The sequence below is a fragment of the Brevibacterium moorei genome (assembly GCF_024580735.1).
Classification (GTDB): domain Bacteria; phylum Actinomycetota; class Actinomycetes; order Actinomycetales; family Brevibacteriaceae; genus Brevibacterium; species Brevibacterium moorei.
This window is the reverse complement of the sequence record NZ_JANIJX010000003.1, coordinates 109,338-134,376: the sequence shown is the minus strand read 5'-3', so window position 1 is coordinate 134,376 and position 25,039 is coordinate 109,338. Positions and strand designations below refer to the sequence as shown.

Below are 25,039 nucleotides of genomic sequence, written 5' to 3'. Positions count from 1 at the left end.
GCCGGCGGCCCGGTCTACGGTGCGCGCATGGAACAGATCGTCCTCCTCCGCTCTCCCTTCGCCCTGCGCGCCCTGTGCGTCGACGCGCCCGCCGGTCGTCCCGTCGCCGAAGTGCTCGCCCACGTGCTGACGGCCCGCCACCGCCCACCTCCAACCTCACAGGCCAACGATCGTCCCGGGGCGGGGCACACCGCGACCGGGCACACCACTTCGGGCACCGTCGTGCCGGACACCGGCGAGACCTGGGGCCGCTGGGTGGGCAGGGCCGCGGCGACGGTCCTCTGGGACCCGGGCTCCGCACCCGCCCCGCCGGCTGTCGGCCCGCGGGCCGAGGTCGTCACCGGCCCCGATTCCGGCCACATCCTGCCGCTGCCGGCACGTGCGTGGACGATCGCGCGCGGCCCCTCCGATCTGCCCCTGGCGGACCCGCACCTGAGCCGCGCGCCGCTGACGGTCTCGCCCAGCTCCCACGGTTTCTCCGTGACCGATGAGGCCGGAACCCCGGTGGAGCTGCCGAACCACCACGGTGTGTCCCGGATCCGCGTCGGGCACTCCCTCGTCCTGCTGCGGGCGGGCTCGACGGCCGGTGGTGGCTCGGCGCCCCCCCCCCCCCCCCCCGCGGCCAGGGCCCGGCGGACTGGCCCGTGCTGCGCCCGGTCCCGGAGCCCACCCGTGCGCACTGGCTGCTGTACCTGGTACCCGCCCTGTTGGGTGTCGTCCTGGCGCTGACCACGGGCATGTGGTGGTTCCTCCTGTTCAGCCTCTCGGGACCGCTGACGGCAGCGCTCACCGGGTGTGTCGAACGACGCAGGCACCGCGCCGACTGTCTGCTGGCGGCAGCCGAATACCGCAGGCGGGTGCGCGAACGCGAGCACGACATCGATCGGCTGTGCCACGAACTGCACGAGCTCTCCTCAACCCGCCGCGCCCCGCCCGGACACGTCGAACTGGGCTACGGCACCGTCGCCGCGGCCCACGGGATGACGATCGGCGAATCCGATCCGCAGGACCTGCCGCAGCCCCTGCGCGGACACTCCGAGCTGCTGCCCCCGGCACCCCGACGCCCCGGCATCCGACTGGACGGACGCTGGCATCCTCTGCTCGAACAGGTGCCCGTACGCATCGACCTGGCCGATGGCCTCAGGGTGACGGGCCCCGCGGACACAGTAACGGCCCTGGTCCGCTCACTGCTTCTACAGTCCCTGGCCGATCGGGTCCTCTCCACTCCGCCACCCCCGGCTGCAGCCGGCGGCCACCGGTCAGAACAGCGGACCGCCCTGTACGTCCACGGCGAGCGAATGCCGGACTTCTTGGCCGGGGTCGACGCGATCCTGTGCCCGTGCACGGGGCGGGTAGTCTCCTGCGTGGGCGCGGCCGTTGCGGGAATCCACCTGTTCCTCAGCAGCACGGGGATCGACCTGTGGCGCGGTACCGGACAGGCCGGTCATACGGAAACCGCCGGACCGGCGGGCGGTGAGCTGTGGAGGTTGGAATGTTCCACGGACCGGTCACTCCTGACCGGCGAGCGCCCGGGGCCGGCCGACTGGAGCATCGTGATCGACGGCCCGGTGGACCTACGGCTGGTCCGCCCCGAACTCTTCGCCGTCTCCTGGCCCCGCTGGTCCACCGGCACTCCCGCCTGGGAACAACCGGTCGAGTTGGGCGACGTCCTGTCCGGGCCACCCGGCCCGGTGCCGACCGCTGCCGTACCGATCGGGGTGGGGAAAGATGGCGCGATCGCCCTCGACTTGTTCGGCCAGGGCCCCCACGCACTGGTGGCGGGCACCACTGGCAGCGGGAAATCGGTATTCCTCCAGACCTGGGCCACGGCTTTGGCCGCCGCGCTGTCCCCGGAGGAACTGCGCCTGGTCCTGGTCGATTTCAAGGGCGGCGCGGCCTTCGCGCCCCTGGCCGCGCTGCCGCACGTCGACTCGGTCACGAGCGATCTGTCCGGACGTCTGGCGGTGCGGGCACTGCGCGCGGTCAGGGCCGAGGTCACGCGCCGGGAGGCGGTACTCGCCGCCAGCGGTGCGTCCGACATCGACGCACACAATGCCGCGGTGGACACGGCAGATGGTTCCGGACCGGGTCACCTGCCGCGCGTGGTGCTGATGATCGATGAGTTTCAGGCGCTGATCGACGACGACCCGGGAGGTGTGGCCCTATTGGAGTCCCTGACCGCCCTGGGCCGGTCGCTCGGCATCCACTGTGTGCTGGCCACTCAGCGTCCCGCCGGTGTGGTGACCGCCAGGATGAAGGCCAATATCAACCTGCGCATCGCCCTGCGGGTCCGCGATCCGCAGGATTCCCTGGAGGTCGTCGACTGTCCCGCTGCCGCCGAACTGGATCCGGACCGTCCCGGCCTGGGTGTTATCGCCGCCGGAGCCGGTGTCCGATCATTCCACAGTGCCCATGTGGACTTCACCCGGGTTCCGGGGCCGGAGATGCTGCGCATACGCGACCTGCATTCGGGCGAGGAAACGAGCATCCCCCTGCCGGGGACAGAAGGACACGGCCTGTGGGAACAACTCACCGGCCCGGCGGCGAGGACTTCCGCAGACCGGGCCGGTGCGCACAGCATCGTGCCCCCACCGCTGCCCGCCGAACTCCCTGCCACCGATCCCCTACAGCTGGGATCGGTCGAGGACCCACGCTCGCCGGGGGCCGAACCGTGGTGCTATGCCGGCGGGGACCTGCTGATCACCGGCGGCCACGGGCGAGGGCGCAGCACTGCGCTGCGCACCTTCGTCCAGGCGGCCTGCTCCTCCTTACGGGCGCCGGCGATCATCGTCGCCGACCCCGTGCCGGGACGGGGTTCCACACGCGGTTCCGATGCCGTCCCCTGCGCCGTGCATATCGATCCGGCGCGCACTGATCTTCTCGAATACCTGGTGGGACTGCTGACCGGAGCACGCCCCATCGGGCCGCTGGTCCTGGCCCTGGACGATTGGGAGGACCTCCTCGCGGCCCCGGCGAACCGCGGTCTCGTCGAACGCCTGGAACACCTGTTGACCGTGGGCGTACCCGGGTCGGTCATGGGGATCGTCGCCGGACGGCGGTCACTGTCGACGGGCCCGGGTAGCTCGGCTCCACACCGATTGATCTTCCCCACCCCGGCGCCGGCCGAGGCCGTGTACTACGGTCTGCAACCCGAGCGCTTCGCGGACCCGTCCGAGCCGGGACGCGGCGTGCTCCTGACCCCGGATGGTCCAGAGTCCGGCTGGGATGCACAGATCGCCAGGCCCGCGGACGGCGTCCACGATCCGACGACCAATGCTGCAGTCATGACCGTGAACGGCACCCAGCCGGGCACATCGCCGACAGCCGTACTGCGCTCATTGTTGGGATTGGAGAGCCCGCCCGAACCGGGCGCGCACGCCAGACCCGGCGCCCTCCTGCTGGGCACCGGGCCCTTGGGCGAGGCCATCGTCTGGCGGCCCGACCGAATGGGCCCGTGTTTGAACGTCCGGGTCCCGCCCGGGCGCGTAACAGAACTGGGAGAGCGGCTGCGCGCCCTGGGCCCGCCGGTGGAAACGGCTGGTTTAGCCGGTCAGGCGGGCCCGACCGCCCGGTCCGCGGGGACCGCCACCGGGGATTCGCCGCGTGTGATGCTCACAGCCCACGGCTGGCAGCCACCGTTCGGCTCGGACTTCATGGCCGCCGTGGGTCTCGGCCCCACTCTGCTGCTGTGGCCGCGCGGAGCCGGGGACCTGTTTGTCGACGGACGCCGCAGCCTGCCGCGGCTGCACGGGGCCGACGGCTGGTTCGTCGACGAATCACGGGCGGTGCCCATCGACCTCGTGATCTGAACCCGATCGGCTCCGGCCCGGAGCCCGGGATGCAGGATCACGGGCCGCAGCACCGGGGGTCTAGAACCCCTGCGCGACGCGGTAGTACACGTTGTTCCACCGCAGGGCGTCCTGGAACCCGGCCACCGTCGTGTCCTGGTCGATCACGGCCAGTTCGATGCCGGCCATGGTGGCCAGATCGCGCCAGGCGTCCATGCCCACGGCGGTGGTCATCACCGTGTGGTGGGCCGCTCCCGCCGACAGCCAGCAGGTCGTGGAGGTTTTGAAGTCCGGAGCGGGTTCCCAGACGGCGCGGGCCACGGGCAGCTTGGGCAGCGGCTCATCGGGTCCCACCACTTCCACGGCATTGGCCGTGAGCCTGAAGCGGTCGCGGATATCGGACAGGGCGACGACGACGCCCGGGGCAGGATCCGCGTCGAAGACCAGGCGTACGGGGTCCTCGCGGTCGCCGATGCCCAGTTCGTGGATCTCCAGGCTGGGGCGCCCGGTGGTCAGTGAGGGGCAGACCTCCAGCATATGGGCGCCTAGGATCTTCTCATTGCCCGGTTCCAGGTTGTAGGAGTAGTCCTCCATCAGGCTGGCCCCGCCCGGCAGCCCGTAGCCCATGACCTTGGCGATGCGGATGAGCACGCCGGTCTTCCAGTCGCCCTCGGCACCGAAGCCGTAGCCGTCTGCCATCAACCGCTGCACGGCCAGGCCGGGCAACTGCTTGAGGGCGCCCAGGTCCTCGAAGCTGTCGGTGAAGGCGGTGGCGCCCTCCTGTTCGAGGAAGCCGCGGATCGCGGCCTCCTGCCGGGCCCCGTAGCGCAGGGATTCGTGCCGCGCTCCCCCTGGCAGCAACTCGGCTGCCACATCGTAGGCCTCCAGGTATTCGGCGATGAGCCCGTCGACCGTGGACTCGTCGACGGCCTCGATCGCAGCGGCCAGGTCGTTCACGGCCCAGGTGTTCACGGACACGCCCAGGCGGATCTCCGCCTCGGTCTTATCGCCCTCGGTCACGGCGACATTGCGCATATTGTCACCGAAGCGCACCATCTTCATGTGCTGTGCGGCATCGTAGCCGGCGGCGGCCCTGGCCCACACGCCGATCCGCCCGGTCACATCGGCGTGGGTGACGTGTCCGACCACGGTAACCCTGGGGATGTTCAGCCGCGTCAGGATGTAGCCGAACTCACGGTCGCCGTGGGCGGCCTGGTTGAGGTTCATGAAGTCCATGTCGATGTCGGCGTACGGCATGCGCTCGTGGACCTGGGTGTGCAGGTGCAGCAGTGGCTTGCGCAGCGCCTCGAGGCCGCGGATCCACATCTTCGCGGGGCTGAAGGTGTGCATCCAGGTGATGACGCCCAGCACATCGTCGTTCGCTCCGGCGTCCAGGATGGTCCGCAGGATCGATTCGGAGTCCGTCAGGACCGGTTTCCAAACGACCTTGACGGGGATATCGGATGCGGCGTCCAATGTGGCGGCCAGCTGCTGGGACTGTGCGGCGACCTGGTCCAGGGTCTCTGGACCGTAGAGGCCCTGGCTGCCGGTGAGGAACCAGATCTCCTTGGATTCGAATGGATTGGCCATCATGGTGGGTGCTCCTAGGTTTCTTCGCAGGGATGGGTGGGGCGGCGGGGCTTATTGGCCGTAGACGTTCTGGTAGCGGTCGTAGAGCCGATCGATGATCTCCTGGTCGATCGGCTGCACCTCGCCCAGCTGCTGTGCGATGTGCACGGTGCGGGCGACCTCTTCGACCATCACGGCGGCCTTGACCGCCGATTCCGCGTTGCGGCCGATGGTGAACGGGCCGTGATTGCGCATCAGCACGGCCGGCGAGCGGCTGCCCGTCAGCGTCTCCACGATGCCCCTGCCGATCGATTCGTCGCCGATGATCGCCAGCGGGCCCACCGGCACGGGGCCGCCGAACTCATCGCCCATCATCGTGAGCACGCAGGGGATCTCCTGGCCGCGGGCGGCCCAGGCTGTGGCGTAGGTGGAGTGGGTGTGCACGACTCCGCCCACCTGCGGCATGTGCCGGTAGACGTAGGCGTGGGCCGCGGTGTCCGAGGACGGCGCATAGTCGCCCTCGAGCAGGTTTCCGTGCAGATCGCACACGACCATCGCATCGGGGGTCAGCGTCTCATAGCGCACGCCGGAGGGTTTGATGACCAGCAGGTCATCGGCCCCCGGCGTCGCGTCCTCGGATACCGGGACGCGCTCGGAGACATTGCCGGCCGTCCACACGACCAGGCCCCAGCGGGGCAGTTCCGCGTGCAGTTCGGCGACCCGGTGCTTGGCGATCTCCACGCGTTCGCGCACCGTGGTCGACAGGCGCGCGGTCTTGTGCGGAGTGGTCTTCTCGGACATGGGTGATTCGGTCCTTTCTATACTGCGATTTCCCGGCAGCCGGTCGGTGCGCAACCTGGTCAGGGCGCAAGCTCGTCAGTGCGCGGTCCTATCGGTCGCCGCGACGGCGGTGGCCTGCAGGTCCAGGCCGCGGCGGTAGTGGTCGAGGAAGCGGCGGAAGCCGTTGGCGTCCACGGGCTCTGGCCGCACGGTCTGCGCCGGAGCATCGGCGAAGACGGTATTGGCCAGGAAGGTGTGCAGGGGCGCCTGCGCGTGGTCCAGGTAGGCGGCCAGCAGGGCGATGCCCCAGGCCCCGCCCTCCCCGGCTCCCTCGGTCACCACGATCGGGGTGCCGGCGGCCGCCGCCAGCAGCCGGGCTGCCACATCGGCGGTTTTGAGCAGGCCGCCGTGGGCGTTGAGGAAGTCCAGGGCGACGTCCTCGGCGCGCAGCACGTCGAGGCCGATGGCCAGGGTGGCGAAGACGGAGAACATCTGCGAGCGCATGATGTTCTCCAGGTTCAGTGCCGTCTCCGGTCCGCGCACCATGAGCGGACGGCCGTCGGCCTGGCCGGTGATGGGTTCACCGGAGATGTAGTTGTACGACAGCAGCCCGCCGGCGTCGGGCTGGGCCCGCAGGGCCGCCGCCAGGAGTTCGGCGTAGGCGGTGTCGGGGTCGATCTCGGTCTCGGGGGCGAACAGGCGCGCGGCCTGGACGAACAGGGCCACCCAGCGGCTGAGCTCGTCGGCCCCGTTGTTGCAGTGGACCATGGCCACGGCCTCGCCGGCCGGGGTGGTGACCAGGTCGATTTCGTGGTGGATCTCCCGCAGGGGTTTCTCCAGCACGACCATGGCGAAGATCGAGGTGCCAACGGAGACATTGCCCGTGCGGGGGCGCACGGAGTCGGTGGCGACCATTCCGGTGCCGGCGTCGCCCTCCGGCGGGCACAGTGCCGTTCCGGGCTGCAGAGCCCCGGTGGGGTCGAGCAGCAGGGCGCCGGCGGCGCTCAGGGTGCCTGCCGGGGTGCCGGCGGTGAGCACCCGGGGCAGCAGGCGGGACAGGTCGGACTCGGGCACCAGGGCCCTGATGTGGGCGTCGAAGGCGTCGAGCATTCCGCGGTCGTAGTCGCAGCTCGTGGAGTCGATGGGGAACATCCCCGAGGCATCGCCGATGCCCAGGACCTTCTCACCGGTCAGGCGCCAGTGGACGTAGCCGGACAGGGTCGTCAGGAAGTCAACCTGTGGCACATGGGGTTCGGCGTCGAGGACCGCCTGGTAGTAGTGGGCGACCGACCAGCGCAGGGGGATGTTCACGCCCAGGACCGAGGTCAGTTCCCCGGCTGCGCGCGCGGTCGTGGTGTCGCGCCAGGTGCGGAACGGCACCAGGAGTTCGCCCTGGGCGTCGAAGGCCAGGTAGCCGTGCATCATGGCCGACACGCCCATGGCGTGCAGCCTGGTCGGGGCCGCGCCGTAGCGGGCAGTGGTCTGGGCGCTCAGGTCGGCGTAGGCTGCGGCGATGCCCTCCCAGATCGCGTCGAGCGCGTAGGTCCAGTGGCCGTCGACCAGCCGGTTCTCCCAGGTGTGTCCGCCGGTGGCCAGGGGGCGGCCGTCCGGTGCGGTCAAACACGCCTTGATGCGCGTCGATCCGAGTTCGAGGCCCAGGATGCAGGACCCTGAGGCGATGAGCTGGGCGGTTTCGGGGATGTTCTCGACCATCGTGGGCGATCCACCTTGCTTCTGTTCAGACACGACTGTTAACGCTAACATTAATGCCTTGGAGTCCGGGCCGCCAGTGTTCCGGACGGGAGGGAAGCATGGAACTGCGCGACGCACCGGAGTCCGTAAACCTGGCCCACGGGGACTATTCCGCGGTGATCGACCCCGTCGGAGCCGCCCTGGCCGCCCTGCGCCACGCCGAGCGCGATCTGATCCTCCCCTTCGCCCCTGGCTCCGAACGCCGCGGCGCACAGGGCTCTGTGCTGGCACCGTGGCCCAATCGGATCGGCGGCGGGCGCTACGCCTTCGCCGGCCGCATCCAGCAGCTGCCGCTGAGCGAGCCCGACCGCGGCAATGCGATCCACGGCTTGGCCATGTGGACCCAGTGGCGGATCGCGCGGGCCACCTCGGATTCGGTCGTCCTGACCATCCGCGTGCCGGCCCAGCCGGGGTATCCCGGCGCGCTGGACGTCAGCTGCACCTATCAGCTGGACGATTCCGGATTGACCTGGCGGGTCGAGGCGCAGGGCGTGGGCCCTGGTCCCGTGCCCTACGGCGTCGCGGTCCATCCCTATCTGACCCTGCCGACCGGCCGGGTCGACGAGTGGCGGTTGTGCCTGCCCGCCGCAGAGGTCCTCGTCCCCGATCCGCAGACCCTGCTGCCGCGTGCCCTGGAACCGGTCGCAGGCGAGCTCGATCTGCGCACCGGCGGCCCAATCGGTCCGGCCCGGATCGATCATGCCTACACCGGTCTGCCACCCGCGCCGGTATCACTGACCCTGTGCGGTGCCGCCGCCCAGGAACCGCGGGTCACCCTGAGCTGGGATTCCCGGGAGATGCCGTGGGTGCAGGTATTCACCGCGGACCTCGGCATCGCAGGGATGGATCGGCGCGGGCTCGCGGTCGAACCGTCCACGTGTCCGCCCGACGCCTTCAACTCGGGCACGAACCTCATCGTCTTGGAGCCCGGGCAGGAGCACCGGGCCCTCTGGCACCTGGCCGCGGGATGAGGAGGACCGGACCGCCCACCCACCCTGGCACCCTTCGGCCCGCAGGCCGGTAATAGTCTTGACGGTGGGTCGAATCCCTTTCGCCCCCCGTTGTTCATCCCCGGAACGGACCGATTTCACAATGCCCACCCCTCCAGCCGACACTCCGCGCCCCACTCCACCGGCGCCCCGCCGCAAGGCCGCCGGCCGGCGGCCCTCGATGGCCGATGTCGCAGGACTGGCCGGTGTCTCCCACCAGACGGTCTCCCGCGTCATCAACGACATCCCCGGAGTCCGCCCGGCGACCCGTGAGCGCGTCATGGCCGCGATCGCCGAATTGGGCTACCGCCCCAACAACGCCGCACGCACCCTGGCCACCTCCCGGTCGGGGCTGATCGGCGTGATCGCAGTCGGGTCCTTCCTCTACGGCCCCACCCGCACGCTCTCCGGGATCGAGGAGGCAGCCAGGTCCCATGGTTTCGCCACCCTCCTGTCGACCATCCCCGAATCCGACCGGACCGCTTTCGCCGCGGCGATCGACACCTGCCTGAACCGCGCCGTCGAGGCCATCGTCGTCATCGCCGCCCGTAACCGGGTGGTGGAGTTCCTGGCCGGCCTACACACCGACGTGCCGATTGTGGCCGTCGGGCCGGCGGCCGCCGACCTGCCCCGCCTGACCACTCTGAGCGTCGACCAGGCAGCCGGCGCCGAGGCCGTGATCGAGCATCTGCGGGACCGGGGACACGGCCACATCGCCCTGCTGGCCGGTCCCGAACACTGGACCGATGCCCAGGCGCGCACCAGGGCGGTCCGCGGTTGTTGCGCCAGCTTCGGAATCGAGCTCGAAGTGTTCCCCGGCGACTGGTCGGCGGCTTGTGGCTTCGCACTCGGCTCGCAGCTGGCCACCCGAGCCCCTCAACAGCGGCCCACTGCGGTATTCGCCGCCAATGACGGAATGGCACTGGGACTGCTGGCCGCCTTCAACCGCGCCCGGATCCGGGTACCGCGCCAGATCGCGGTCGCGGGCTTCGACGACGTCCCCGAATCCGGGTTCTACAGTCCGGCGCTGACAACCGTGCACCAGGACTTCGTGGAACTGGGCCACCGCACGGTCCTGGCCGTACTCGACCTGGTCGACGGCCGGGAGCCGGACACCACCCCGATCGCACCCACCCTGGTGGTGCGCGCGTCCACAGTCGAGGACTGAACCGCGCGGCGGCGCGCCGCACCGGCGCACCCCTTTGACACCTCGGCCGACACGGGTCTAGGCTTCCTCACGATCGAATGTTAGCGCTCACTTCCGGGCTCCTCCCGGACGTGGGTCCCACCCCATCCCCATCAGTACTGGGCATAAGACACTGGGCGGAGAGTCAGCGCGGACGCCTCTGCGAAACGCCGACCCACACGCCTCGAGGAGCACAATTGGGCAGCGACAAGAAAATATCCAGCGCCTTCATCTACTTCTTCGGCGCCTTCGGCGGCATCCTCTTCGGATATGACATCGGTGTGATGACCGGCGCCCTGCCGTTCTTGCAGAACGACTGGGGCCTGGGCGATTCCGCCGGGGTGATCGGCTGGATCACCTCGGGCGTGATGTTCGGCGCTATCTTCGGCGGCGCTATCGCCGGCCAGCTCTCCGACCGCTTCGGCCGGCGCAATATGATCCTGGCCTCCGCCCTCGTCTTCGTCCTCGGCTCGGTGCTGTGCGGACTCTCCCCGCACAACGGCTCGATCTACCTGGTGTGCGTGCGCATCTTCCTGGGCCTGGCAGTCGGTGCCGCCTCGGCCCTGGTGCCCGCCTATATGTCCGAACTGGCACCGGCCCGCCTGCGCGGGCGCCTGTCGGGGCTGAACCAGACGATGATCGTCTCCGGCATGCTCATCTCCTATGTCGTCGACTTCCTGCTCAAAGACCTGCCGGAGACCTGGGCCTGGCGACTCATGCTGTCCCTGGCCGCGGTGCCCGCGATCATCCTGTTCCTCGGCGTGCTCCGCCTGCCGGAATCGCCGCGCTTCCTGGTCAAACACGGCAAGGACGAAGAGGCCGCCAGGGTACTCGGCTACATCCGCAAACCCGCCGAGATCGACGCCGAACTGGCCCTGATCAAGAACACCGCGGTCCTGGAGGAATCGGCGCAGGCCAAGGCCGGCTGGGCGACCCTGTTGTCAGGGCGCTATCGCTACCTGGTGATCGCCGGCATCGGCGTGGCCGCCTTCCAGCAGTTCCAGGGCGCCAATGCGATCTTCTACTACATCCCGCTGATCGTCGAGAAGGCCACCGGCAACTCCGCCGAATCGGCACTCATGTGGCCGATCATCCAGGGCGTCATCCTGGTCCTGGGATCCCTGCTCTACATGGCGATCGCCGAACGCTTCAACCGTCGCTTCCTGCTCATCGGCGGCGGCATCATCATGGCGGCGTCGTTCCTGCTGCCGGCCATCATCAACACGGTGGCCCCGAATTCCTCGCCCATGCTCATCGTCGTCTTCCTGTGCGTCTACGTCGCCCTGTACTCCTTCACCTGGGCTCCGTTGACCTGGGTGATCGTCGGTGAGATCTTCCCCCTGGCGATCCGCGGACGCGCCTCGGGCCTGGCCAGTTCCTTCAACTGGATCGGCTCCTTCCTCGTCGGCCTGCTGTTCCCGATCATGACCGCCCGGATGAGCCAGGAGGCGGTCTTCGCGATCTTCGGCGTCATCTGCGTCTTGGGCGTCGTCTTCGTCAGCCTGCGCGTGCCCGAAACCCGCGGCCGCACACTCGAGGACATCGAGGCGAACGCGCTCAAGCGCTGAGCCCCCTGGCCCGGTGATAGCACAGCGCCGCGCCGCCACGAGTTGTGGCGGCGCGGCGCTGTCTGCTCTCCCGGCTCAGTCTCCCGGAGTTCAGTCCCCCAGGGTCGTGTACGTGTAGAGCACGCGGGCCAGGTGCGCTGTCAGCAGACCGTCGAGCAGTTCACCGAGCACCGGCATCTCACTGGTGACCTCCACGTCCACCGGCACATCGGTCGACAGGCGCGCGATGATCACTCCCGCGTCCTGCAGCGCTGCCTGATAGTCGGTATCGGAGGATGTGGCGGCCACAGCGGCCTCCTCGGCGTCGAATGCCACGCCGACGGTCAGCTCCGTGGCCTCCTCTGGCACGCCGTCCGGCCCGGCATCCGCCGATCCCGGGGCGGCCTGCTCCGGCCGACCCGCGGCTTCGGGTACGGCGTAGGACACCGCGAAGGCGCTGATCCGGCCGGCGCGGCGCAGCAGGGCCGCTCCATAGGCGCCGGCGGCCTCGGACAGGAAGGCTGCGTTGATCCGCCCGGGACTCAGGGGCGCCACCGGGTCCACCCGGTTGACCCCCGCGTACCAGGCCCCGAACGCCTGGGTCAGTGCGACCGATCCGGTCGCGGTGACCTGGAAGTCCTCGACCCGGTCGGCGCCCAGATTGCCCAGGGCCATGGGCTGTACCCGGATCACCCGGGTGGTGGACAGTTCACCGAAGCCCCAGTGGGCGGCGATCGCGGCGCCGGGCGCCTCGGCTGCGATCCTGGCGCGCAGTGGCAGGCCCTCGAGGTCCGTCCCCACTGTCTGTTCCCGGACCGCCGCCAGCAGGGCGGATCCGATACCGTGGCCGCGTTCCTCGGCCGCGACCTCCACATGCACCCAGGCCCGCGCCGGGTGCAGGGGTGCCGCGGCGATTGCCGCGGCGCCGACGACGACATCGTCGTCGTCCAGAGTCGCGACCACACAGCACAGGGCCGGGCCCTCTCCGGTGGCCCCACTCGAGGGGGCGCGCAGCAGCGAGCGCGCAAAGTGTTCCGCAGGGGTCGTCGGGTCGTGCAGGAGCTCCGTCAAGCGCAGGTCGTCGCCGGTCCGGAAGGGTCGAATCTTCACCATGGGACAAGTCTAACGAGGCCGGTCCTCCCGCATCGCGGACACCGTGGGCGCAGAAGGTCTCAGGTAGGGTAGCGGGCATGAACGACTATATGGAAACAGCCCGTTCGGCGGCCGCCACAATCAATGGGAACGCGGGTGTGCAACGCCACGATATCGCCCTGGTACTGGGCTCCGGATGGGGCGAGGCGGCCGGCCTGCTGGGTGAGACCGTCGCCTCCCTGCCGGCTGAGCAGGTGCCCGGTTTCCACTCCCCCGTCGTCGCCGGCCACGGTGGACGGCTGGACACGGTGGCCATTGGCGACACCGGCCGCCACGCCTTGGTCCTGGGGGCGCGCACCCACTACTACGAGGGCCGTGGCGTCGATGCGGTGGCCCATGGAGTGCGCACCGCCGCCGCCGCCGGCTGCACCACCCTGGTCTTGACGAACGGTTGTGGTTCGACCCGGGAGGAATTCGCGCCGGGATCCCCCGTGCTCATCTCCGATCACCTCAACCTCACCGCGGTCTCTCCCCTGCACGGGGCGGATTTCACCGATCTGACCGATCTCTACTCCGCCCGGTTGCGCGCCCTGGCCCAGCACATCGACCCGAGCCTGGCCGAGGGCGTCTACGCGCAGTTCCCCGGACCACACTACGAGACCCCGGCCGAGGTCCGGATGGCCCGGACGTTGGGTGCCGACCTGGTCGGCATGTCGACCGCGCTCGAGGCGATCGCCGCGCGCGCCTGCGGCATGGAGCTCATGGGCATCTCCCTGGTGACGAACCTGGGAGCCGGGGTATCCGCAACCCCGCTGGATCACGCCGAGGTGCTGGCCGCGGGGCAGGCAGCCGGCCCCCGGATCTCCCGGCTGTTGGCCGATATCGTCGCCGGCATCGCCGCCGAGGAGGACTGAGATGGCCTCTGAGACGACAGCGTCCGACGGACCCGCGCGCGTGCCCGACCACTTCTCAGCCGGATTCGACCCGGCTGTGGTACGGGCCTGGGCCTTCGACGATCCGGACGCAGCCGATCGCGCCGCTCTGCTCGACCTGCTCGACCTCGCGCTCGGCGGCACCGCGGCCGAGGCCGCGGCCCGCACCGAGTTGGAGGACAGGTTCGCGGGACCCCTCGAGTTCGGCACCGCGGGGTTGCGCGGCGCGATGGCGGCCGGGCCCAATCGGATGAACCGGGCCGTGGTGATCCGGGCCGCGGCGGGGCTGGCGGCCTTCCTCGACGATTATGTGGGCCATGGGTTCTCAGTGGTGATCGGCTGCGATGGCCGGCACCACTCCGAGGAGTTCGCCGAGGACACCGCGGCGGTCGTCACGGCCGCGGGCGGGCGGGCCCTACTCCTGCCCGTGCGCCTGCCCACCCCGCTGACGGCCTTTGCGCTGGAGCATCTGGGCGCGGATGCGGCCGTTATGGTCACGGCCAGCCACAATCCGAAGGACGACAACGGCTACAAGGTCTATCTGGGCGTGCGCCCCCTGCGCGCGGTCTACGAGCGCACCGGCGATCCGGCCGGAGACGAGTTGGCAGCGGCCGGCGCCGGCGCACAGATCGTCCCGCCCTTCGACGCGCTCATCTCCGAGCAGATCACCCGGGTGCCGTCCGTGGCGGCGGTGCCCAGGGCCGCCGACGGCTGGGAGAGGCTGGGCCCGGCCATCGTGATGGACTATCTGGAGGCCATCGGCTCCGCCGGGGTCACCCAGACCGCACCGCTGCGAATCGTGCACACCGCAATGCACGGGGTGGGCACCACCACGGCGCTGGCGGCCTTGGAGCGCGCCGGCTGCAAGGACCTGCATCCGGTGCCCGAACAGGCCGAGCCGGATCCGGAGTTCCCCACGGTGGTCTTCCCCAATCCGGAGGAGGCCGGCGCCCTCGACCTGGCCATGGAGCTGGCCCGTGAGGTCGACGCGGATCTGATCCTGGCCAACGATCCGGATGCTGACCGGTTCTCCGCAGCCATCCCGGATGCCTCGGCTGCCGTGGGCTGGCGGCAGCTGGCCGGGGACGAGGTGGGCCTGCTGCTGGGCGAGTACCTGGCCGGTTTCGGCCATGTGGGGCCCGAGGCGGTATTCGCCAATTCGATCGTCTCGAGCCGCGGCCTGGGGGCCGCCTGTGCCGCGCACGGAATCGCACACCGCACGACGCTGACCGGTTTCAAGTGGATCTCCCGGGTTCCGGGGGTGGCATACGGCTACGAGGAGGCACTGGGCTACTGCGTCGCCCCGCAATTGGTGCGCGATAAGGATGGGATATCCGCTGCCGTGTTCTTCGCCGGGCTGGTGTCCCAGCTCGCGGCCAAGGACATGTCGGTGGACGACGAGCTGGCGCGCATCCGGGCCCGCGACGGAGTCTATCTGACCCGTCCGTTGACCTTCCGCGTCACCGATACCACGCTGATCGCCGACGCCATGGAGCGCCTGCGAGGCCGGCCTCCGCAGGCCCTGGGCGATGTCCCCATCGTCACCGTCACCGACCTGGCGCAAGGATCAGCGCAGCTGCCCCCGACCGACGGGCTGCTGCTGGAAGCCGAGACCGGGGATCGGGTGATCATCCGGCCCTCGGGCACCGAGCCCAAACTCAAGTGCTACTTGGAAGCCTATGAACCGGTTCCCGGCCATGCCGCGGCCGAGGTCCCGGCGGCCCAGGCCAGGGCCGCGGCAAGGCTGGCGGCGATGGCCGACGGCCTCACCAATGATCTGGACCTCGGCTAGGCCACGCTCCGGCCGGGCGGACATCCACCCGGGTGACGGCCGGCGCTCTCCGGGGCCGGGGCGGGCGGCTCAGCCCAGCTTGTGCAGGTACAGCCGTGCGCCCAGCCAGGCGACGTAGACGACGACCAGCTGCGTGGTCGCCAGGATGCGGGCGTCGCTGCCTGCGCTACTGATCAGCCCCGCGATCCCGTAGACGGTGATCGTCAGGCCCACCGCGATCATCCCGGTGAATGCCAGCGCCCCCGTCCCATGCGGGACGGGCCCCGAGGGAGCCTCGGGACGGTCGGGGTCCCGCACCCACCAGGATCCGCCGACCTGCAGAAATGCGATGACGACGAGGACGATGCCGGGCAACCACTGGGTCCAGGCGAGGTTGAGCAGTCCGAAGGCCAGAGCGATGATGGCCAGGCCAAGGCTGTGCTTGGAGAAGGGAAGCTGACGCATACCCCCATGGTACTGCGCTGCGCGCCGGCGCCCGGCAGGTGGCTGGCCCGCCGGACGCCGGCGACTACTCACTTCTCGTCGTAGAGCTTCAGGGCCAACAGCCCGTGAGTGTAGGCGCCGCCGGCGCGCAGGGCCGCGGCGATGAGCACTGCGCGCGAGATCTCCTCGTCACTGGCCCCTGCGCGCTTCGCATTGCCGGTGTGTCCGGTCACACAGAAAGGGCACTGGGTCGTCGCCGCCACCGCGATCGCGATGAGCTCTCGCTCCTTGACCCCCAGGACCTCGTCGGCAGGGTCGAACACCGCCTTGTCGAAGCCCTGGAAGCCCTCGACACCGCCGCCGGAGGTCTGGCGCAGGATCCGGGCATAACTCCTGTCGCCCGGTTCTGTGAAGTGCTCCAGCCCAGCGCCCTGGTCGGCCGCCTTGTGGACCAGGAAGCCGTGCGTGAAGGCTCCTCCGGCGCGCAGTGCCGCAGAGACGAAGACCGCACGCGATACCTCGGCCTTGCTCGCACCGGCGCGCTTCGCATTGCCCACATGGACGTCCAGGCAGTAGGGGCACTGCGTGGTCGCGGCGACGCCGATCGCGATGAGCTCCTTGGTCTTGATCGGCAGCACCTCGTCGCTCGGGTCGAAGACGGCCGCATTGAAATCGTTGAAGCCGGCGGACTGCGCGGGCGCCACTTCTGCCAGTTCCTTGGCGTAGGCGAAGTCCGACGGGTCGTGGTAGTGCTCTGCCATGTGTTCCTCCAGTGGATTCCGGTGACGTACATCTCAACCGTACGCCCACTCCGGCATCCGTGTCAGGGGCCGTCGATAGGATGGACGCAGCCCGGGCGTTCGCGTCCGGGCGCCTTTGTGCCAACTTCCCCAATAGAAGGATGACGAGCGTGGAATCGCTGCTGGAGAACCTCCAGACGTATACCGAATCGCTGCCGGACTGGCTGCACTGGGTGGTAGTCCTGGTGATGGGCGCCGTGCCCTATGTCGGATCGCACTTCGCGGCCCTGCTCGGCACCCTCGCCGGTGTGTCGAATCCCGTCACCCTGGCTTCGGCCTTCGGCGGCAACGCGGCGGCGCTGCTGGCTACCGCCGCCGTCGCCGAGCGCGCCAGGCGGCAGATGCGCCGTTTCGGCCGCAGACTGCCGATCCGCCGGCGGAAGTCGAAACTGGAGCGTCGGGTCAGACGCGCGATCGACCGTTACGGGGTCGCCGGGTTCGCCCTGTTGGGCCAGGTCGTGATCCCCAGTCAGCTGAGCACCGCCGCGATGATCGCCCTGGGCGTCAACCGGCGCAAGGTGATCGCCTGGCAGCTGGCGGGTTCGGCGCTGTGGGCCTGTGTGGCCACGGCGCTCACCGACTGGGGCCTGGATACGCTGGTCCGCTGATCCCTCCCACCGGCCTACTCCAGTCCGTCGAGCACTCCGGCGGTGCCGGACAGGCCCAGTCGACTGGCGCCGGCGGAGATCATCTGTGATGCGACCTCGGCCGTGCGGATCCCGCCGGAGGCCTTGACCCCCAGGCGGTCCCCCACGGTCCGACGCATGAGTTCCACGGCGTGGGCGCTGGCGCCGCCGGCCGGATGGAAACCGGTCGAGGTCTTCACGAAGTCCGCGCCCGCGGCTTCGGCGGCACGGCAGGCCGCGACGATCTCCTCATCGTCCAGCGTTGCCGATTCGATGATCACCTTGACCAGAACAGGGACTTCGAGGTCGGCGGCAGCGGCCGCACTCGCCGCGACGACGGCGCGGATATCGGCCTCGACCAGTTCCCAGTCGCCGGCCTTGGCGGCCCCCAGGTTGATCACCATGTCGATCTCCGTGGCGCCCTGGGCCACGGCCAGCGCCGCCTCTGCAGCCTTGATCTGGCTCTTGACCGCACCGGAGGGGAAGCCCACGACGGTGGCCACCGTCAACTCGCCCGTATCCTCCAGCGGCAGCTGGTTCGGGGAGACGCAGACGGCCTTGACGCCCAGACGGCGGCCCTCGGCCACCAGGGCCGCAACGTCCGCGCGGGTGGATTCCGGCTTGAGCAGGGTGTGGTCGACCAGTCCGGCGACCTGTTCACGAGTGGGCATGTTCCTATCCTCTTTCCTCATCGACGCCTGTTCTCCTCTGCGACGGCTGTCATCGGGCACTGATCTGTTCGAACACAACCGAACCCGGCGCAGTGCCCCCGGCAGGGCCGATCGTCGCCGCCGATTCCAGGGCCTCGAGTGCCCGGGGCAGGCGCGCCTCGTCGTCGGTGTGCAGGGTCAGCAGCGGGGCTCCCGCCACCACCGAATCACCGGGTTTCGCGTGCAGTTCGATACCGGCTCCGGCGGACACCGGGTCCTCCTTGCGGGCGCGCCCGGCACCCAGCCGCCAGGAGGCCACGCCCACGTCCAGGGCGTCCAATCCGGTCAGCACGCCGGTCTCCGGTGCTGTGACGGTGTGGGCGTGCGCCGCCTGCGGCAACGGTGCCGTGGGGTTCCCGCCCTGGGCCGCGATCATGGCGTTCCACCGGTCCATCGCACGGCCGTCGCGCAGGGCGGCGGCGACGTCCACGTCGACGATGCCCACCAGGCGCAGCATCTCGCGGGCCAGCGCGACAGTCAGTTCGACCACATCGGCGGGCCCGCCGCCGGCCAGGACCTCGAGGGCCTCGCGGACCTCCAGGGCATTGCCCACGGTGCGGCCCAGCGGGGTGGACATATCGGTCAGCAGCGCCGAGGTCCGTACCCCGTGGGCGGTTCCCAGGTCCACCATCGTGCGCGCCAGTTCACGCGCGGAATCCAGGTCCTTCATGAAGGCCCCGGAGCCCACCTTGACGTCGAGCACCAGGGCCGACGTGCCCTCGGCGATCTTCTTCGACATGATCGAGGAGGCGATGAGGGGAATGCAGTCGACCGTGGCGGTGGTGTCGCGCAGTGCGTAGAGCTTCTTGTCCGCCGGTGCCAGGCCGTCTCCGGCGGCTGCGACCACAGCCCCGACCTCGGACAGGTGGCCCAGCATCGCCGCGTGGTCCATCCGGGAGCTCCAGCCGGGGATCGATTCGAGCTTGTCCAGGGTTCCGCCCGTGTGCCCCAGCCCCCGGCCGGACAACTGTGGGACCGCTGCGCCGAAGACCGCCACCAGCGGACCCAGCGGCAGGGTGATCTTGTCCCCGACCCCGCCGGTGGAGTGTTTGTCCGTGGTGGGTTTGGACAGTGCGGAGAAGTCCATAGTGGTGCCCGAGGCGATCATCGCGCCCGTCCACTGGGAGATCTCCCCCGCGTCCATCCCGTTGAAGTAGATCGCCATGGCCAGGGCCGCCATCTGTTCGTCCGCCACGACCCCGCGGGTGTAGGCGTCGACCACCCAGGCGATCTGCTCGGCCGCCAACCGCCTGCCGTCGCGTTTGGCGGCGATCACATCGACCGCATCGAAGGGTTCGACCATTCTCATTCCTCCCTCAGGTGCGCCGGCCCGAACGCATCGGGCAGGACCGCGTCCATCCGCTGCGGGCCCCGCGGCATATCGAGTACCAGCTCGGGGCCGCCGTGTTCATAGAGCAACTGGCGGCAGCGGCCGCAGGGCACCAGTTTGTTGCCATGGCCGTCCACGCACGCGAAGGCCACCAGGCGGCCTCCGCCGGTGCGGAACAGGTCGGAGACCAGGCCGCATTCGGCGCACAGGCCCACTCCGTATGCGGCGTTCTCGACATTGGCCCCGGAGACTGTGCGACCGTCGTCCACCAGCGCCGCGGCACCCACCGGGTAGTGCGAATAGGGCGCATAGGCCCCCGCCATCGCGGTGCGCGCGGCCTTCCGCAGCCCCTCCCAGACCTCGGCGGGAAAGACCCGGATACTGGTTGCCTCACTGCTTGGCATAGGGCTGCCCCTCCGCCGCGGGTGCGCGCACCCGGCCCACGAAGCCCGCAACGGCGAAGATCGTCACGATGTAGGGCAACATGCTCAGCAGGTCCGAGGGCAGCGGCGAGCCGATGGCCTGCAGCGCATTGCCCAGGTTCGTCACGAAGCCGAACAACAGGGCCGCGAACAGGGCACCCAGTGGGTTCCACTTGCCCAGGATCATCGCCGCCAGGGCGATATAGCCCTGTCCGGCCGACATGTCCTTGGCAAACGCCAGGCCGGAGCCGATCGTCAGGAAGGCCCCGCCGAGGCCGGCGAAGGCGCCGGCGATGAGGGTGTTGATGACGCGCCAGCGGTTGACCTTGATGCCCACGGTGTCCGCGGCCTTGGGGTGTTCGCCGATCGCGCGCATCCGCAGGCCCCACTTGGAGCGGAAGACCAGGATGTGCAGGGCGATGACGACGACGTACATGAGGTAGACCAGCAGGTTCTGATCGAACAGCACGGGACCGAGCACCGGGATCTGCGCCAGACCGGGGATCGGCAGCTTGGGCAGTTCGAAGGCGGTGTTCCAGTGGCTGGAGTCCTTGGCCAGCACGCTGGAGAACAGGAAACTGGTGATACCGGTGACCAGCACGTTGATGACCACGCCGATGATGATCTGATCGACCCAGTACTTGACCGCGAAGAACACCAGGATGACCGCGACGATGATGCCGCCCAGGGGTGCGGCCACGAGGCCCGCGTAGGGATTGCCCGCCAGCGAGGCGGTGACGGCGGCGACGAAGGCCCCGGCCAGCAGTTGGCCCTCGATCGCGATGTTGACGATGCCCGAGCGCTCGCCCACCAGACCGGACATGGCCCCGAAGATCAGCGGGACGCTCAGCGTCAACCCACCGGCCAGCAGGCTGGTGGTGGCGATGACACCATGGTCGGCCCCGGCCCAGGCCAGGAACCCGAAGACGAAGAGCACGCCGAAGACGATCGGCAGCCAAACGCCGGTGCGCACGCGCCGGGCCACGGACCACCAGGAGAAGCCGGCGAGCGCCAGCAGGACGATGCCGACCGACAGCGTCGCGGCCTTGGCCCCGACGACCAGGTCGGGCAGCCGGAGGAAGTCGCCGTCCTTGGAGAAGCGGAAGACGGTGTGTGCGCCCGCCTGGGCGCCCAGGCCGAACCACAGCACTGCCACGAGCGCCAGGATTCCGTAGACCACCGGCATCTTCCAGTTCCGCGGCGCCAGCAGGGCCGCAACGGACGGATCGGGGGTCGTGGGCTGGGTGGAAGGGGTGAGCGCGGTGCTCATGCGGCCTCCTTCTTCGCGGGTGCGGGCAGTCGGAAGATCGCGCGCACCAGGGGCGGTGCCGCGATGAGCAGGACGATGACCGACTGCACGACCAGGACGATCTCGATCGGGGTGCCGGTCTGTGCCTGCATGAGGTAACCGCCGGCCTTGAAGGCGCCGAACAGCAGGCCTGCGAAGAAGGTCCCGACCGGTTTGGAACGGCCCAGCAGGGCCACCGTGATCGCATCGAAGCCGATGGACCCGCCGACGCCCTCGGCCAGGGAGTGTTCGGTACCCAGCGACTGCATCGAACCGCCCAGGCCGGCCAGTGCGCCTGCCATGGCCATCACCAGGATCGTCACCTTGCCCACGGAGATGCCGGCGGTGCGCGCGGCCTGCGGGTTCTCCCCCACCGCGCGGAACTCGAAGCCGATGGTGGAGCGTTCCAGCAGCCACCAGACGGCCCAGGTGACGAGGATCGCCAGGAGGAAGCCCCAGTGCAGCCGGAAGGGCGCCGGCAGAATCGTGGCCAGGGCCGCGTTGTCGTCGATCGAGGTGGTGATGGGCGTGTTCTGCCCGGTCTGGGTGAACCAGCCCTGTTTGAGCAGATAGGTCAGTAGGAAGCCGGAGATCGAGTTGAGCATGATCGTCACGATCACCTCATTGGCCCCGGTGCGCGCTTTCAGGACGCCCGCGATCGAGGCCCACAGTGCGCCGCCGAGCAGGCCGCCGAGCAGCGCCACCAGCACGTGCAGGCCCACCGGCAGGTGCAGTGCGTAGCCGAAGAAGCAGGAGATGATCGCGCCGAGCACGACCTGTCCCTGCCCGCCGATGTTGAACAGGCCGGAGCGGAACGCCAGGGTCATACCCAGGCCGGTGAAGATCAGGGGCGAGGCGTAGACCATTGATTCGGTCAGCGGCCGGATCGAGCGTTCGAAGTTCGAGGCCTTCCAGTCGAACACCGCCCCGCGCAGCAGCGCCATATAGGCATCCCAGACACTGTGCCAGGCAGCTGTGAAGAAGTCGCTGGGGCGGGCGAAGAAGTAGCCCATGGTCGCGCGCACGTCCTCATCGGACAGGGCGATGAGGACGCCGCCGATGATGAGGGCGATGACGATGGCCAGGACGGACACCAGCCAACTGCCACTGAGGATGTCCTTGAGGAGCGCTTCCCGCGCGCCGGGTGTCTCCTCCGCCTCCGGCGCCGGCCTCTTCGGGGCCTCGGTGGTGTTCTGAGTCATCGGCTCTCCTCCCCTGTGTCGGGGTCTGTCTCTTCGACTGCGCTGATCTCCGTGGCGCCGGTCCCGTCGGCGATCCTGTCCAGGGCCTCGGATTCCGGGACGCCGGCCATCATCAGGCCCAGCACGTCGCGTGGGGTGTCGCCGGGGACGATGCCGACCATCGTGCCGCGGTACATCACGGCGATCCGGTCGGCCAGGGCCAGGACCTCGTCGAGTTCGGTCGAGACGATGATGCAGGGGGTTCCGGCATCGCGTTCGGCCACAATGCGGCGGTGGACGAATTCGATCGAGCCGACGTCGAGGCCGCGGGTCGGTTGGCTGGCCACCAGCAGCCGGAGCTTACGGCCCAGCTCACGGGAGAGCACGACCTTCTGCTGATTGCCACCGGAGAGGGTGGAGATGGGATCGTCGATCGAGCCCAGGCGGATGTCGAACTCCTCGACCTTCTCCCGGGCTGCCGATTCGATCACCTGGGGCTGCAGGGCCAGGCCCTTGGCATAGGGCTCCTGGTCGTACCAGTCGAGGATCATGTTCTCGCGGATGGCGAACGGGCCGATGATGCCGTCTTCCGTCCGGTCCTCCGGCACGAAGCCGATGCCGGCCAGCAGGCGCTCCTTGACGCTGAGGTGGCCCAGCTCGTTCCCGTCGAGGGTGATCGTGCCGGCGCGCGGGCGGACCAGCCCGATGATGGCCTCGGCCAGTTCGGACTGACCATTGCCCTGGACGCCGGCGACGGCCAGGATCTCGCCGCGGTGCACTCCGAAGCTCAGGTCGTCGACCACCGGGAGCCCGGTCGAGTCGAGCACCGTCAGATCGCTGACCGTGAAGGTCTCATCGCCGGGCTGTGCCGGGGCCTTGTCGATTCCCAGGTTGACCTCGCGACCGACCATCAGCCCGGCGAGTTCGGATTCCGAGGATTCCGGCGAGGCCATGCCGACGACCCTGCCGCGGCGGATCACGGTGATCGCATCGGCCACAGCGCGGACCTCGCGCAGCTTGTGGGTGATGAAGACGATCGAGGTGCCGCGGGCCTTGAGCTGGCGCATGATCTCGATCAGCTCGTCGGTCTCCTGCGGGGTCAGCACGGCGGTCGGCTCATCGAGGATGAGGACCTCCGCATCCCGGGAGAGCGCTTTGATGATCTCCACACGCTGTTGTGCACCGACCGGCAGGTCCTCGATCCGGGCGTCCGGGTCGATCTCGAAGCCGAAGCGCTCGGAGATCTCCCGGACCTTGGCCCTGGCGGTCTTGAGGTCGAGCAGGCCCAGTCCCCGCGTGGGCTCGTAGCCCAATGCCACGGACTCCGCGACGGTGAAGACCGGAATGAGCATGAAGTGCTGGTGGACCATGCCGATGCCGGCGGCCACGGCATCACCGGGACCGGAGAAGGCGATGGGCTTCCCGTCGATCAGGATCCGTCCCTCGGTGGGTTCGTAGAGCCCGTAGATGACGTTCATGAGCGTAGACTTCCCGGCACCGTTCTCACCCAGCAGGGCGTGGATCTGTCCGGGTTCGATGGTCAAGTCGATGGCATCGTTGGCGGTGAAGGACCCGAATCGCTTCGTGATCCCGTCGAGCTGGAGCCTCACGCGGTCGTTCTCCTCGCAGAGTGTGGCGGAAACGCCCGGGCCCGCCGCCGGCCGGGCGGACCGGCCGGCGGCGGGCTCGGGCAGGTGGAATCAGTCCGCCGTGGGGGCGTTCTTGGAGTCGAGCTTGATCGTGCCGTCTGCGACCTGCTTCTTGAGGTCTTCGACCTTCTTCTTCAGATCGTCCGAAAGCTTCGAGTCGAAGTCGTGGTAGGGGGCGATGCCCACCCCGTCATTGGCCAGCGTGCCGATGTAGGCCTCGGACTTGAAGTTGCCGTCCTTGCCCTCCTTGGCCGTGTCGTAGACGGCGTTGGAGATCTCCTTGAGCGTCGAGGTCAGGATGATGTCCTTGTAGTCGGCTGCGGATTCGTAGCCGTCGGAGTCGGTCCACACCACGGCGTTGTCGCCGCCTGCCTTCTTCACCGCTGCGGCGGCGCCCAGGTTGACGGGGCCGGCGACCGGCATGATGACGTCGGCGCCCTGGCTGAGGAACTCCTCGGCCAGCGTCTTGCCCTTGCCCTGGTCGTCGAAGCTGTTGGCGAAGGAGCCCTTCTGCTTGTCCTTGTCCCAGCCCAGCAGTTTGACGGACTTGCCGTTGTCCTTGTTGAACTGCGCGACGCCGTCGGCGTAGCCGTCCATGAACACGGTGACCGAGGGGATCTCCTGGCCGCCGAAGGTCGCGATCTTGCCCGACTTGCTGTAGCCGGCGGCCACGTAGCCGGCCAGGAAGCCCGCTTCGTTCGACTTGAACAGCAGCGGCTTGGCGTTGTTCAGGGTCTGCACCGCGCCCTTGGCATCGGTGAACGGCGAGTCGATCAGCGCGTAGTTCAGATCGGTGTTGTCCTGTGCCGACTTCGTCATCGTGGCGGCCAGGTTGAAGCCGACCCCGTAGGTCAGCTTGCAGCCCTGCTGCACCATCTGGTCGACGTTCGAGGTGTAGTCGGACTGGTCCTTCGACTCCGCGTCCGATTCATCCAGGCCGAATTCCTTGACGGCCTTGTCGAAGCCCTCTTTGCCCGACTGGTTGAACGAGTGGTCGTCCCAGCCGCCGGCGTCGGAGACCATGCAGACCTTGTAGTCGGACTTTTCGCCGCCGGCGCTGTCCTCCGGGGCACTGCCGCAGGCGGTCAGGGTCAGGGCGGACACCGCGGTCAGGGCCGCAGCGGACGAGAGAAGCTTGATATTCACTGGAGAACTCCCGGTTCTAAGTACCTCACGGCCCAGA

The 25,039-nt window shown here is 69.2% G+C and carries 21 protein-coding genes; 8 read left to right on the top strand and 13 right to left on the bottom strand.

Annotation, left to right across the window (positions count from 1 at the left end; translation table 11 throughout):
• Positions 1 to 27 precede the first annotated feature (27 nt).
• Positions 28 to 729: an FHA domain-containing protein gene (locus NQ034_RS03400; protein ID WP_257047027.1), complete on the top strand. Its 702-nt coding sequence runs from the start codon at positions 28 to 30 to the stop codon at positions 727 to 729.
• Complete coding sequence (locus NQ034_RS03395) at positions 645 to 3,809, top strand: FtsK/SpoIIIE domain-containing protein (RefSeq protein WP_257047026.1); 3,165 nt, start codon at positions 645 to 647, stop codon at positions 3,807 to 3,809. The genes NQ034_RS03400 and NQ034_RS03395 overlap by 85 nt, the downstream gene beginning before the upstream one ends.
• Before the next feature lie 60 nt (positions 3,810 to 3,869).
• Here the strand turns inward: NQ034_RS03395 and araA are convergent, their stop codons facing one another.
• The 3 genes from araA to NQ034_RS03380 all read right to left on the bottom strand — a co-directional run bounded on the left by araA (position 3,870) and on the right by NQ034_RS03380 (position 7,883).
• The gene (gene araA, locus NQ034_RS03390; RefSeq protein ID WP_257047130.1) at positions 3,870 to 5,378 is read right to left on the bottom strand and encodes an L-arabinose isomerase; all 1,509 of its coding nucleotides are present in this window, start codon (positions 5,376 to 5,378) and stop codon (positions 3,870 to 3,872) included.
• A 51-nt stretch (positions 5,379 to 5,429) separates the two neighbouring features.
• Entirely contained in the window at positions 5,430 to 6,158 is a 729-nt protein-coding gene (locus NQ034_RS03385; RefSeq protein WP_257047025.1) for an L-ribulose-5-phosphate 4-epimerase, read from the bottom strand.
• A gap of 75 nt (positions 6,159 to 6,233) precedes the next feature.
• A complete protein-coding gene (locus tag NQ034_RS03380; RefSeq protein ID WP_373456816.1) occupies positions 6,234 to 7,883 on the bottom strand; it encodes an FGGY-family carbohydrate kinase in 1,650 nt (549 codons plus the stop codon).
• Between the two features lie 65 nt (positions 7,884 to 7,948).
• Between NQ034_RS03380 and NQ034_RS03375 the strand changes: the two genes are divergently transcribed.
• The 3 genes from NQ034_RS03375 (at position 7,949) to NQ034_RS03365 (ending at position 11,632) form a co-directional block, all read left to right on the top strand.
• Entirely contained in the window at positions 7,949 to 8,860 is a 912-nt protein-coding gene (locus tag NQ034_RS03375) for an aldose 1-epimerase family protein (protein WP_257047024.1), read from the top strand.
• Positions 8,861 to 8,981: 121 nt separating this feature from the next.
• Positions 8,982 to 10,046 (top strand): LacI family DNA-binding transcriptional regulator, encoded by a 1,065-nt coding sequence (locus NQ034_RS03370; RefSeq protein WP_257047023.1) that lies wholly within the window; start codon positions 8,982 to 8,984, stop codon positions 10,044 to 10,046.
• A 215-nt stretch (positions 10,047 to 10,261) separates the two neighbouring features.
• Positions 10,262 to 11,632 carry a sugar porter family MFS transporter gene (locus tag NQ034_RS03365; protein WP_257047022.1) on the top strand — a complete coding sequence of 457 codons (1,371 nt, stop codon included), beginning with the start codon at positions 10,262 to 10,264 and terminating at the stop codon, positions 11,630 to 11,632.
• A gap of 90 nt (positions 11,633 to 11,722) precedes the next feature.
• On the opposite strand, the gene NQ034_RS03360 is transcribed toward NQ034_RS03365, so the two are convergent.
• Positions 11,723 to 12,724 carry a GNAT family N-acetyltransferase gene (locus tag NQ034_RS03360; RefSeq protein ID WP_257047021.1) on the bottom strand — a complete coding sequence of 334 codons (1,002 nt, stop codon included), beginning with the start codon at positions 12,722 to 12,724 and terminating at the stop codon, positions 11,723 to 11,725.
• Positions 12,725 to 12,801: 77 nt separating this feature from the next.
• Between NQ034_RS03360 and NQ034_RS03355 the strand changes: the two genes are divergently transcribed.
• Together NQ034_RS03355 and NQ034_RS03350 are read left to right on the top strand one after the other, a co-directional pair.
• Positions 12,802 to 13,617: a purine-nucleoside phosphorylase gene (locus tag NQ034_RS03355; protein ID WP_257047019.1), complete on the top strand. Its 816-nt coding sequence runs from the start codon at positions 12,802 to 12,804 to the stop codon at positions 13,615 to 13,617.
• A 1-nt stretch (position 13,618) separates the two neighbouring features.
• Positions 13,619 to 15,427 carry a phospho-sugar mutase gene (locus tag NQ034_RS03350; RefSeq protein ID WP_257047018.1) on the top strand — a complete coding sequence of 603 codons (1,809 nt, stop codon included), beginning with the start codon at positions 13,619 to 13,621 and terminating at the stop codon, positions 15,425 to 15,427.
• A 69-nt stretch (positions 15,428 to 15,496) separates the two neighbouring features.
• Here NQ034_RS03350 and NQ034_RS03345 read toward each other — a convergent pair whose 3' ends face one another.
• Positions 15,497 to 15,871 carry a hypothetical protein gene (locus NQ034_RS03345; protein ID WP_257047017.1) on the bottom strand — a complete coding sequence of 125 codons (375 nt, stop codon included), beginning with the start codon at positions 15,869 to 15,871 and terminating at the stop codon, positions 15,497 to 15,499.
• 68 nt (positions 15,872 to 15,939) lie between these two features.
• A complete protein-coding gene (locus NQ034_RS03340; RefSeq protein ID WP_257047016.1) occupies positions 15,940 to 16,611 on the bottom strand; it encodes a carboxymuconolactone decarboxylase family protein in 672 nt (223 codons plus the stop codon).
• A 149-nt stretch (positions 16,612 to 16,760) separates the two neighbouring features.
• Between NQ034_RS03340 and NQ034_RS03335 the strand changes: the two genes are divergently transcribed.
• The gene (locus tag NQ034_RS03335) at positions 16,761 to 17,258 is read left to right on the top strand and encodes a hypothetical protein (RefSeq protein WP_257047015.1); all 498 of its coding nucleotides are present in this window, start codon (positions 16,761 to 16,763) and stop codon (positions 17,256 to 17,258) included.
• A 14-nt stretch (positions 17,259 to 17,272) separates the two neighbouring features.
• Here the strand turns inward: NQ034_RS03335 and deoC are convergent, their stop codons facing one another.
• The 7 genes from deoC to NQ034_RS03300 all read right to left on the bottom strand — a co-directional run bounded on the left by deoC (position 17,273) and on the right by NQ034_RS03300 (position 25,002).
• The gene (gene deoC / locus NQ034_RS03330) at positions 17,273 to 17,947 is read right to left on the bottom strand and encodes a deoxyribose-phosphate aldolase (protein WP_257047014.1); all 675 of its coding nucleotides are present in this window, start codon (positions 17,945 to 17,947) and stop codon (positions 17,273 to 17,275) included.
• A gap of 49 nt (positions 17,948 to 17,996) precedes the next feature.
• Positions 17,997 to 19,289, bottom strand: coding sequence for a thymidine phosphorylase (locus tag NQ034_RS03325; protein WP_257047013.1), 1,293 nt, complete (start codon positions 19,287 to 19,289; stop codon positions 17,997 to 17,999).
• A gap of 2 nt (positions 19,290 to 19,291) precedes the next feature.
• A complete protein-coding gene (locus tag NQ034_RS03320; RefSeq protein ID WP_257047011.1) occupies positions 19,292 to 19,720 on the bottom strand; it encodes a cytidine deaminase in 429 nt (142 codons plus the stop codon).
• Positions 19,707 to 21,008, bottom strand: a complete 1,302-nt coding sequence (locus tag NQ034_RS03315) for an ABC transporter permease (protein WP_257047010.1) — start codon at positions 21,006 to 21,008, stop codon at positions 19,707 to 19,709. The genes NQ034_RS03320 and NQ034_RS03315 overlap by 14 nt, the downstream gene beginning before the upstream one ends.
• Entirely contained in the window at positions 21,005 to 22,228 is a 1,224-nt protein-coding gene (locus NQ034_RS03310) for an ABC transporter permease (RefSeq protein ID WP_257047009.1), read from the bottom strand. The genes NQ034_RS03315 and NQ034_RS03310 overlap by 4 nt, the downstream gene beginning before the upstream one ends.
• Positions 22,225 to 23,817, bottom strand: coding sequence for an ABC transporter ATP-binding protein (locus tag NQ034_RS03305; RefSeq protein WP_257047008.1), 1,593 nt, complete (start codon positions 23,815 to 23,817; stop codon positions 22,225 to 22,227). Before NQ034_RS03305 ends, NQ034_RS03310 begins: the two co-directional genes overlap by 4 nt.
• 90 nt (positions 23,818 to 23,907) lie before the next feature.
• Complete coding sequence (locus tag NQ034_RS03300; protein ID WP_257047007.1) at positions 23,908 to 25,002, bottom strand: BMP family lipoprotein; 1,095 nt, start codon at positions 25,000 to 25,002, stop codon at positions 23,908 to 23,910.
• Positions 25,003 to 25,039 lie beyond the last annotated feature (37 nt).

Bases quoted from the DNA above. Each gene is read 5' to 3' on its own strand.
- NQ034_RS03400 (WP_257047027.1), top strand. From the start codon at position 28: ATGGAACAGATCGTCCTCCTCCGCTCTCCCTTCGCCCTGCGCGCCCTG.
- araA (WP_257047130.1), bottom strand. From the start codon at position 5,378: ATGGCCAATCCATTCGAATCCAAGGAGATCTGGTTCCTCACCGGCAGC.
- NQ034_RS03385 (WP_257047025.1), bottom strand. From the start codon at position 6,158: ATGTCCGAGAAGACCACTCCGCACAAGACCGCGCGCCTGTCGACCACG.
- NQ034_RS03375 (WP_257047024.1), top strand. From the start codon at position 7,949: ATGGAACTGCGCGACGCACCGGAGTCCGTAAACCTGGCCCACGGGGAC.
- NQ034_RS03370 (WP_257047023.1), top strand. From the start codon at position 8,982: ATGCCCACCCCTCCAGCCGACACTCCGCGCCCCACTCCACCGGCGCCC.
- NQ034_RS03360 (WP_257047021.1), bottom strand. From the start codon at position 12,724: ATGGTGAAGATTCGACCCTTCCGGACCGGCGACGACCTGCGCTTGACG.
- NQ034_RS03355 (WP_257047019.1), top strand. From the start codon at position 12,802: ATGAACGACTATATGGAAACAGCCCGTTCGGCGGCCGCCACAATCAAT.
- NQ034_RS03350 (WP_257047018.1), top strand. From the start codon at position 13,619: ATGGCCTCTGAGACGACAGCGTCCGACGGACCCGCGCGCGTGCCCGAC.
- NQ034_RS03345 (WP_257047017.1), bottom strand. From the start codon at position 15,871: ATGCGTCAGCTTCCCTTCTCCAAGCACAGCCTTGGCCTGGCCATCATC.
- NQ034_RS03340 (WP_257047016.1), bottom strand. From the start codon at position 16,611: ATGGCAGAGCACTACCACGACCCGTCGGACTTCGCCTACGCCAAGGAA.
- deoC (WP_257047014.1), bottom strand. From the start codon at position 17,947: ATGCCCACTCGTGAACAGGTCGCCGGACTGGTCGACCACACCCTGCTC.
- NQ034_RS03325 (WP_257047013.1), bottom strand. From the start codon at position 19,289: ATGGTCGAACCCTTCGATGCGGTCGATGTGATCGCCGCCAAACGCGAC.
- NQ034_RS03320 (WP_257047011.1), bottom strand. From the start codon at position 19,720: ATGCCAAGCAGTGAGGCAACCAGTATCCGGGTCTTTCCCGCCGAGGTC.
- NQ034_RS03315 (WP_257047010.1), bottom strand. From the start codon at position 21,008: ATGAGCACCGCGCTCACCCCTTCCACCCAGCCCACGACCCCCGATCCG.
- NQ034_RS03310 (WP_257047009.1), bottom strand. From the start codon at position 22,228: ATGACTCAGAACACCACCGAGGCCCCGAAGAGGCCGGCGCCGGAGGCG.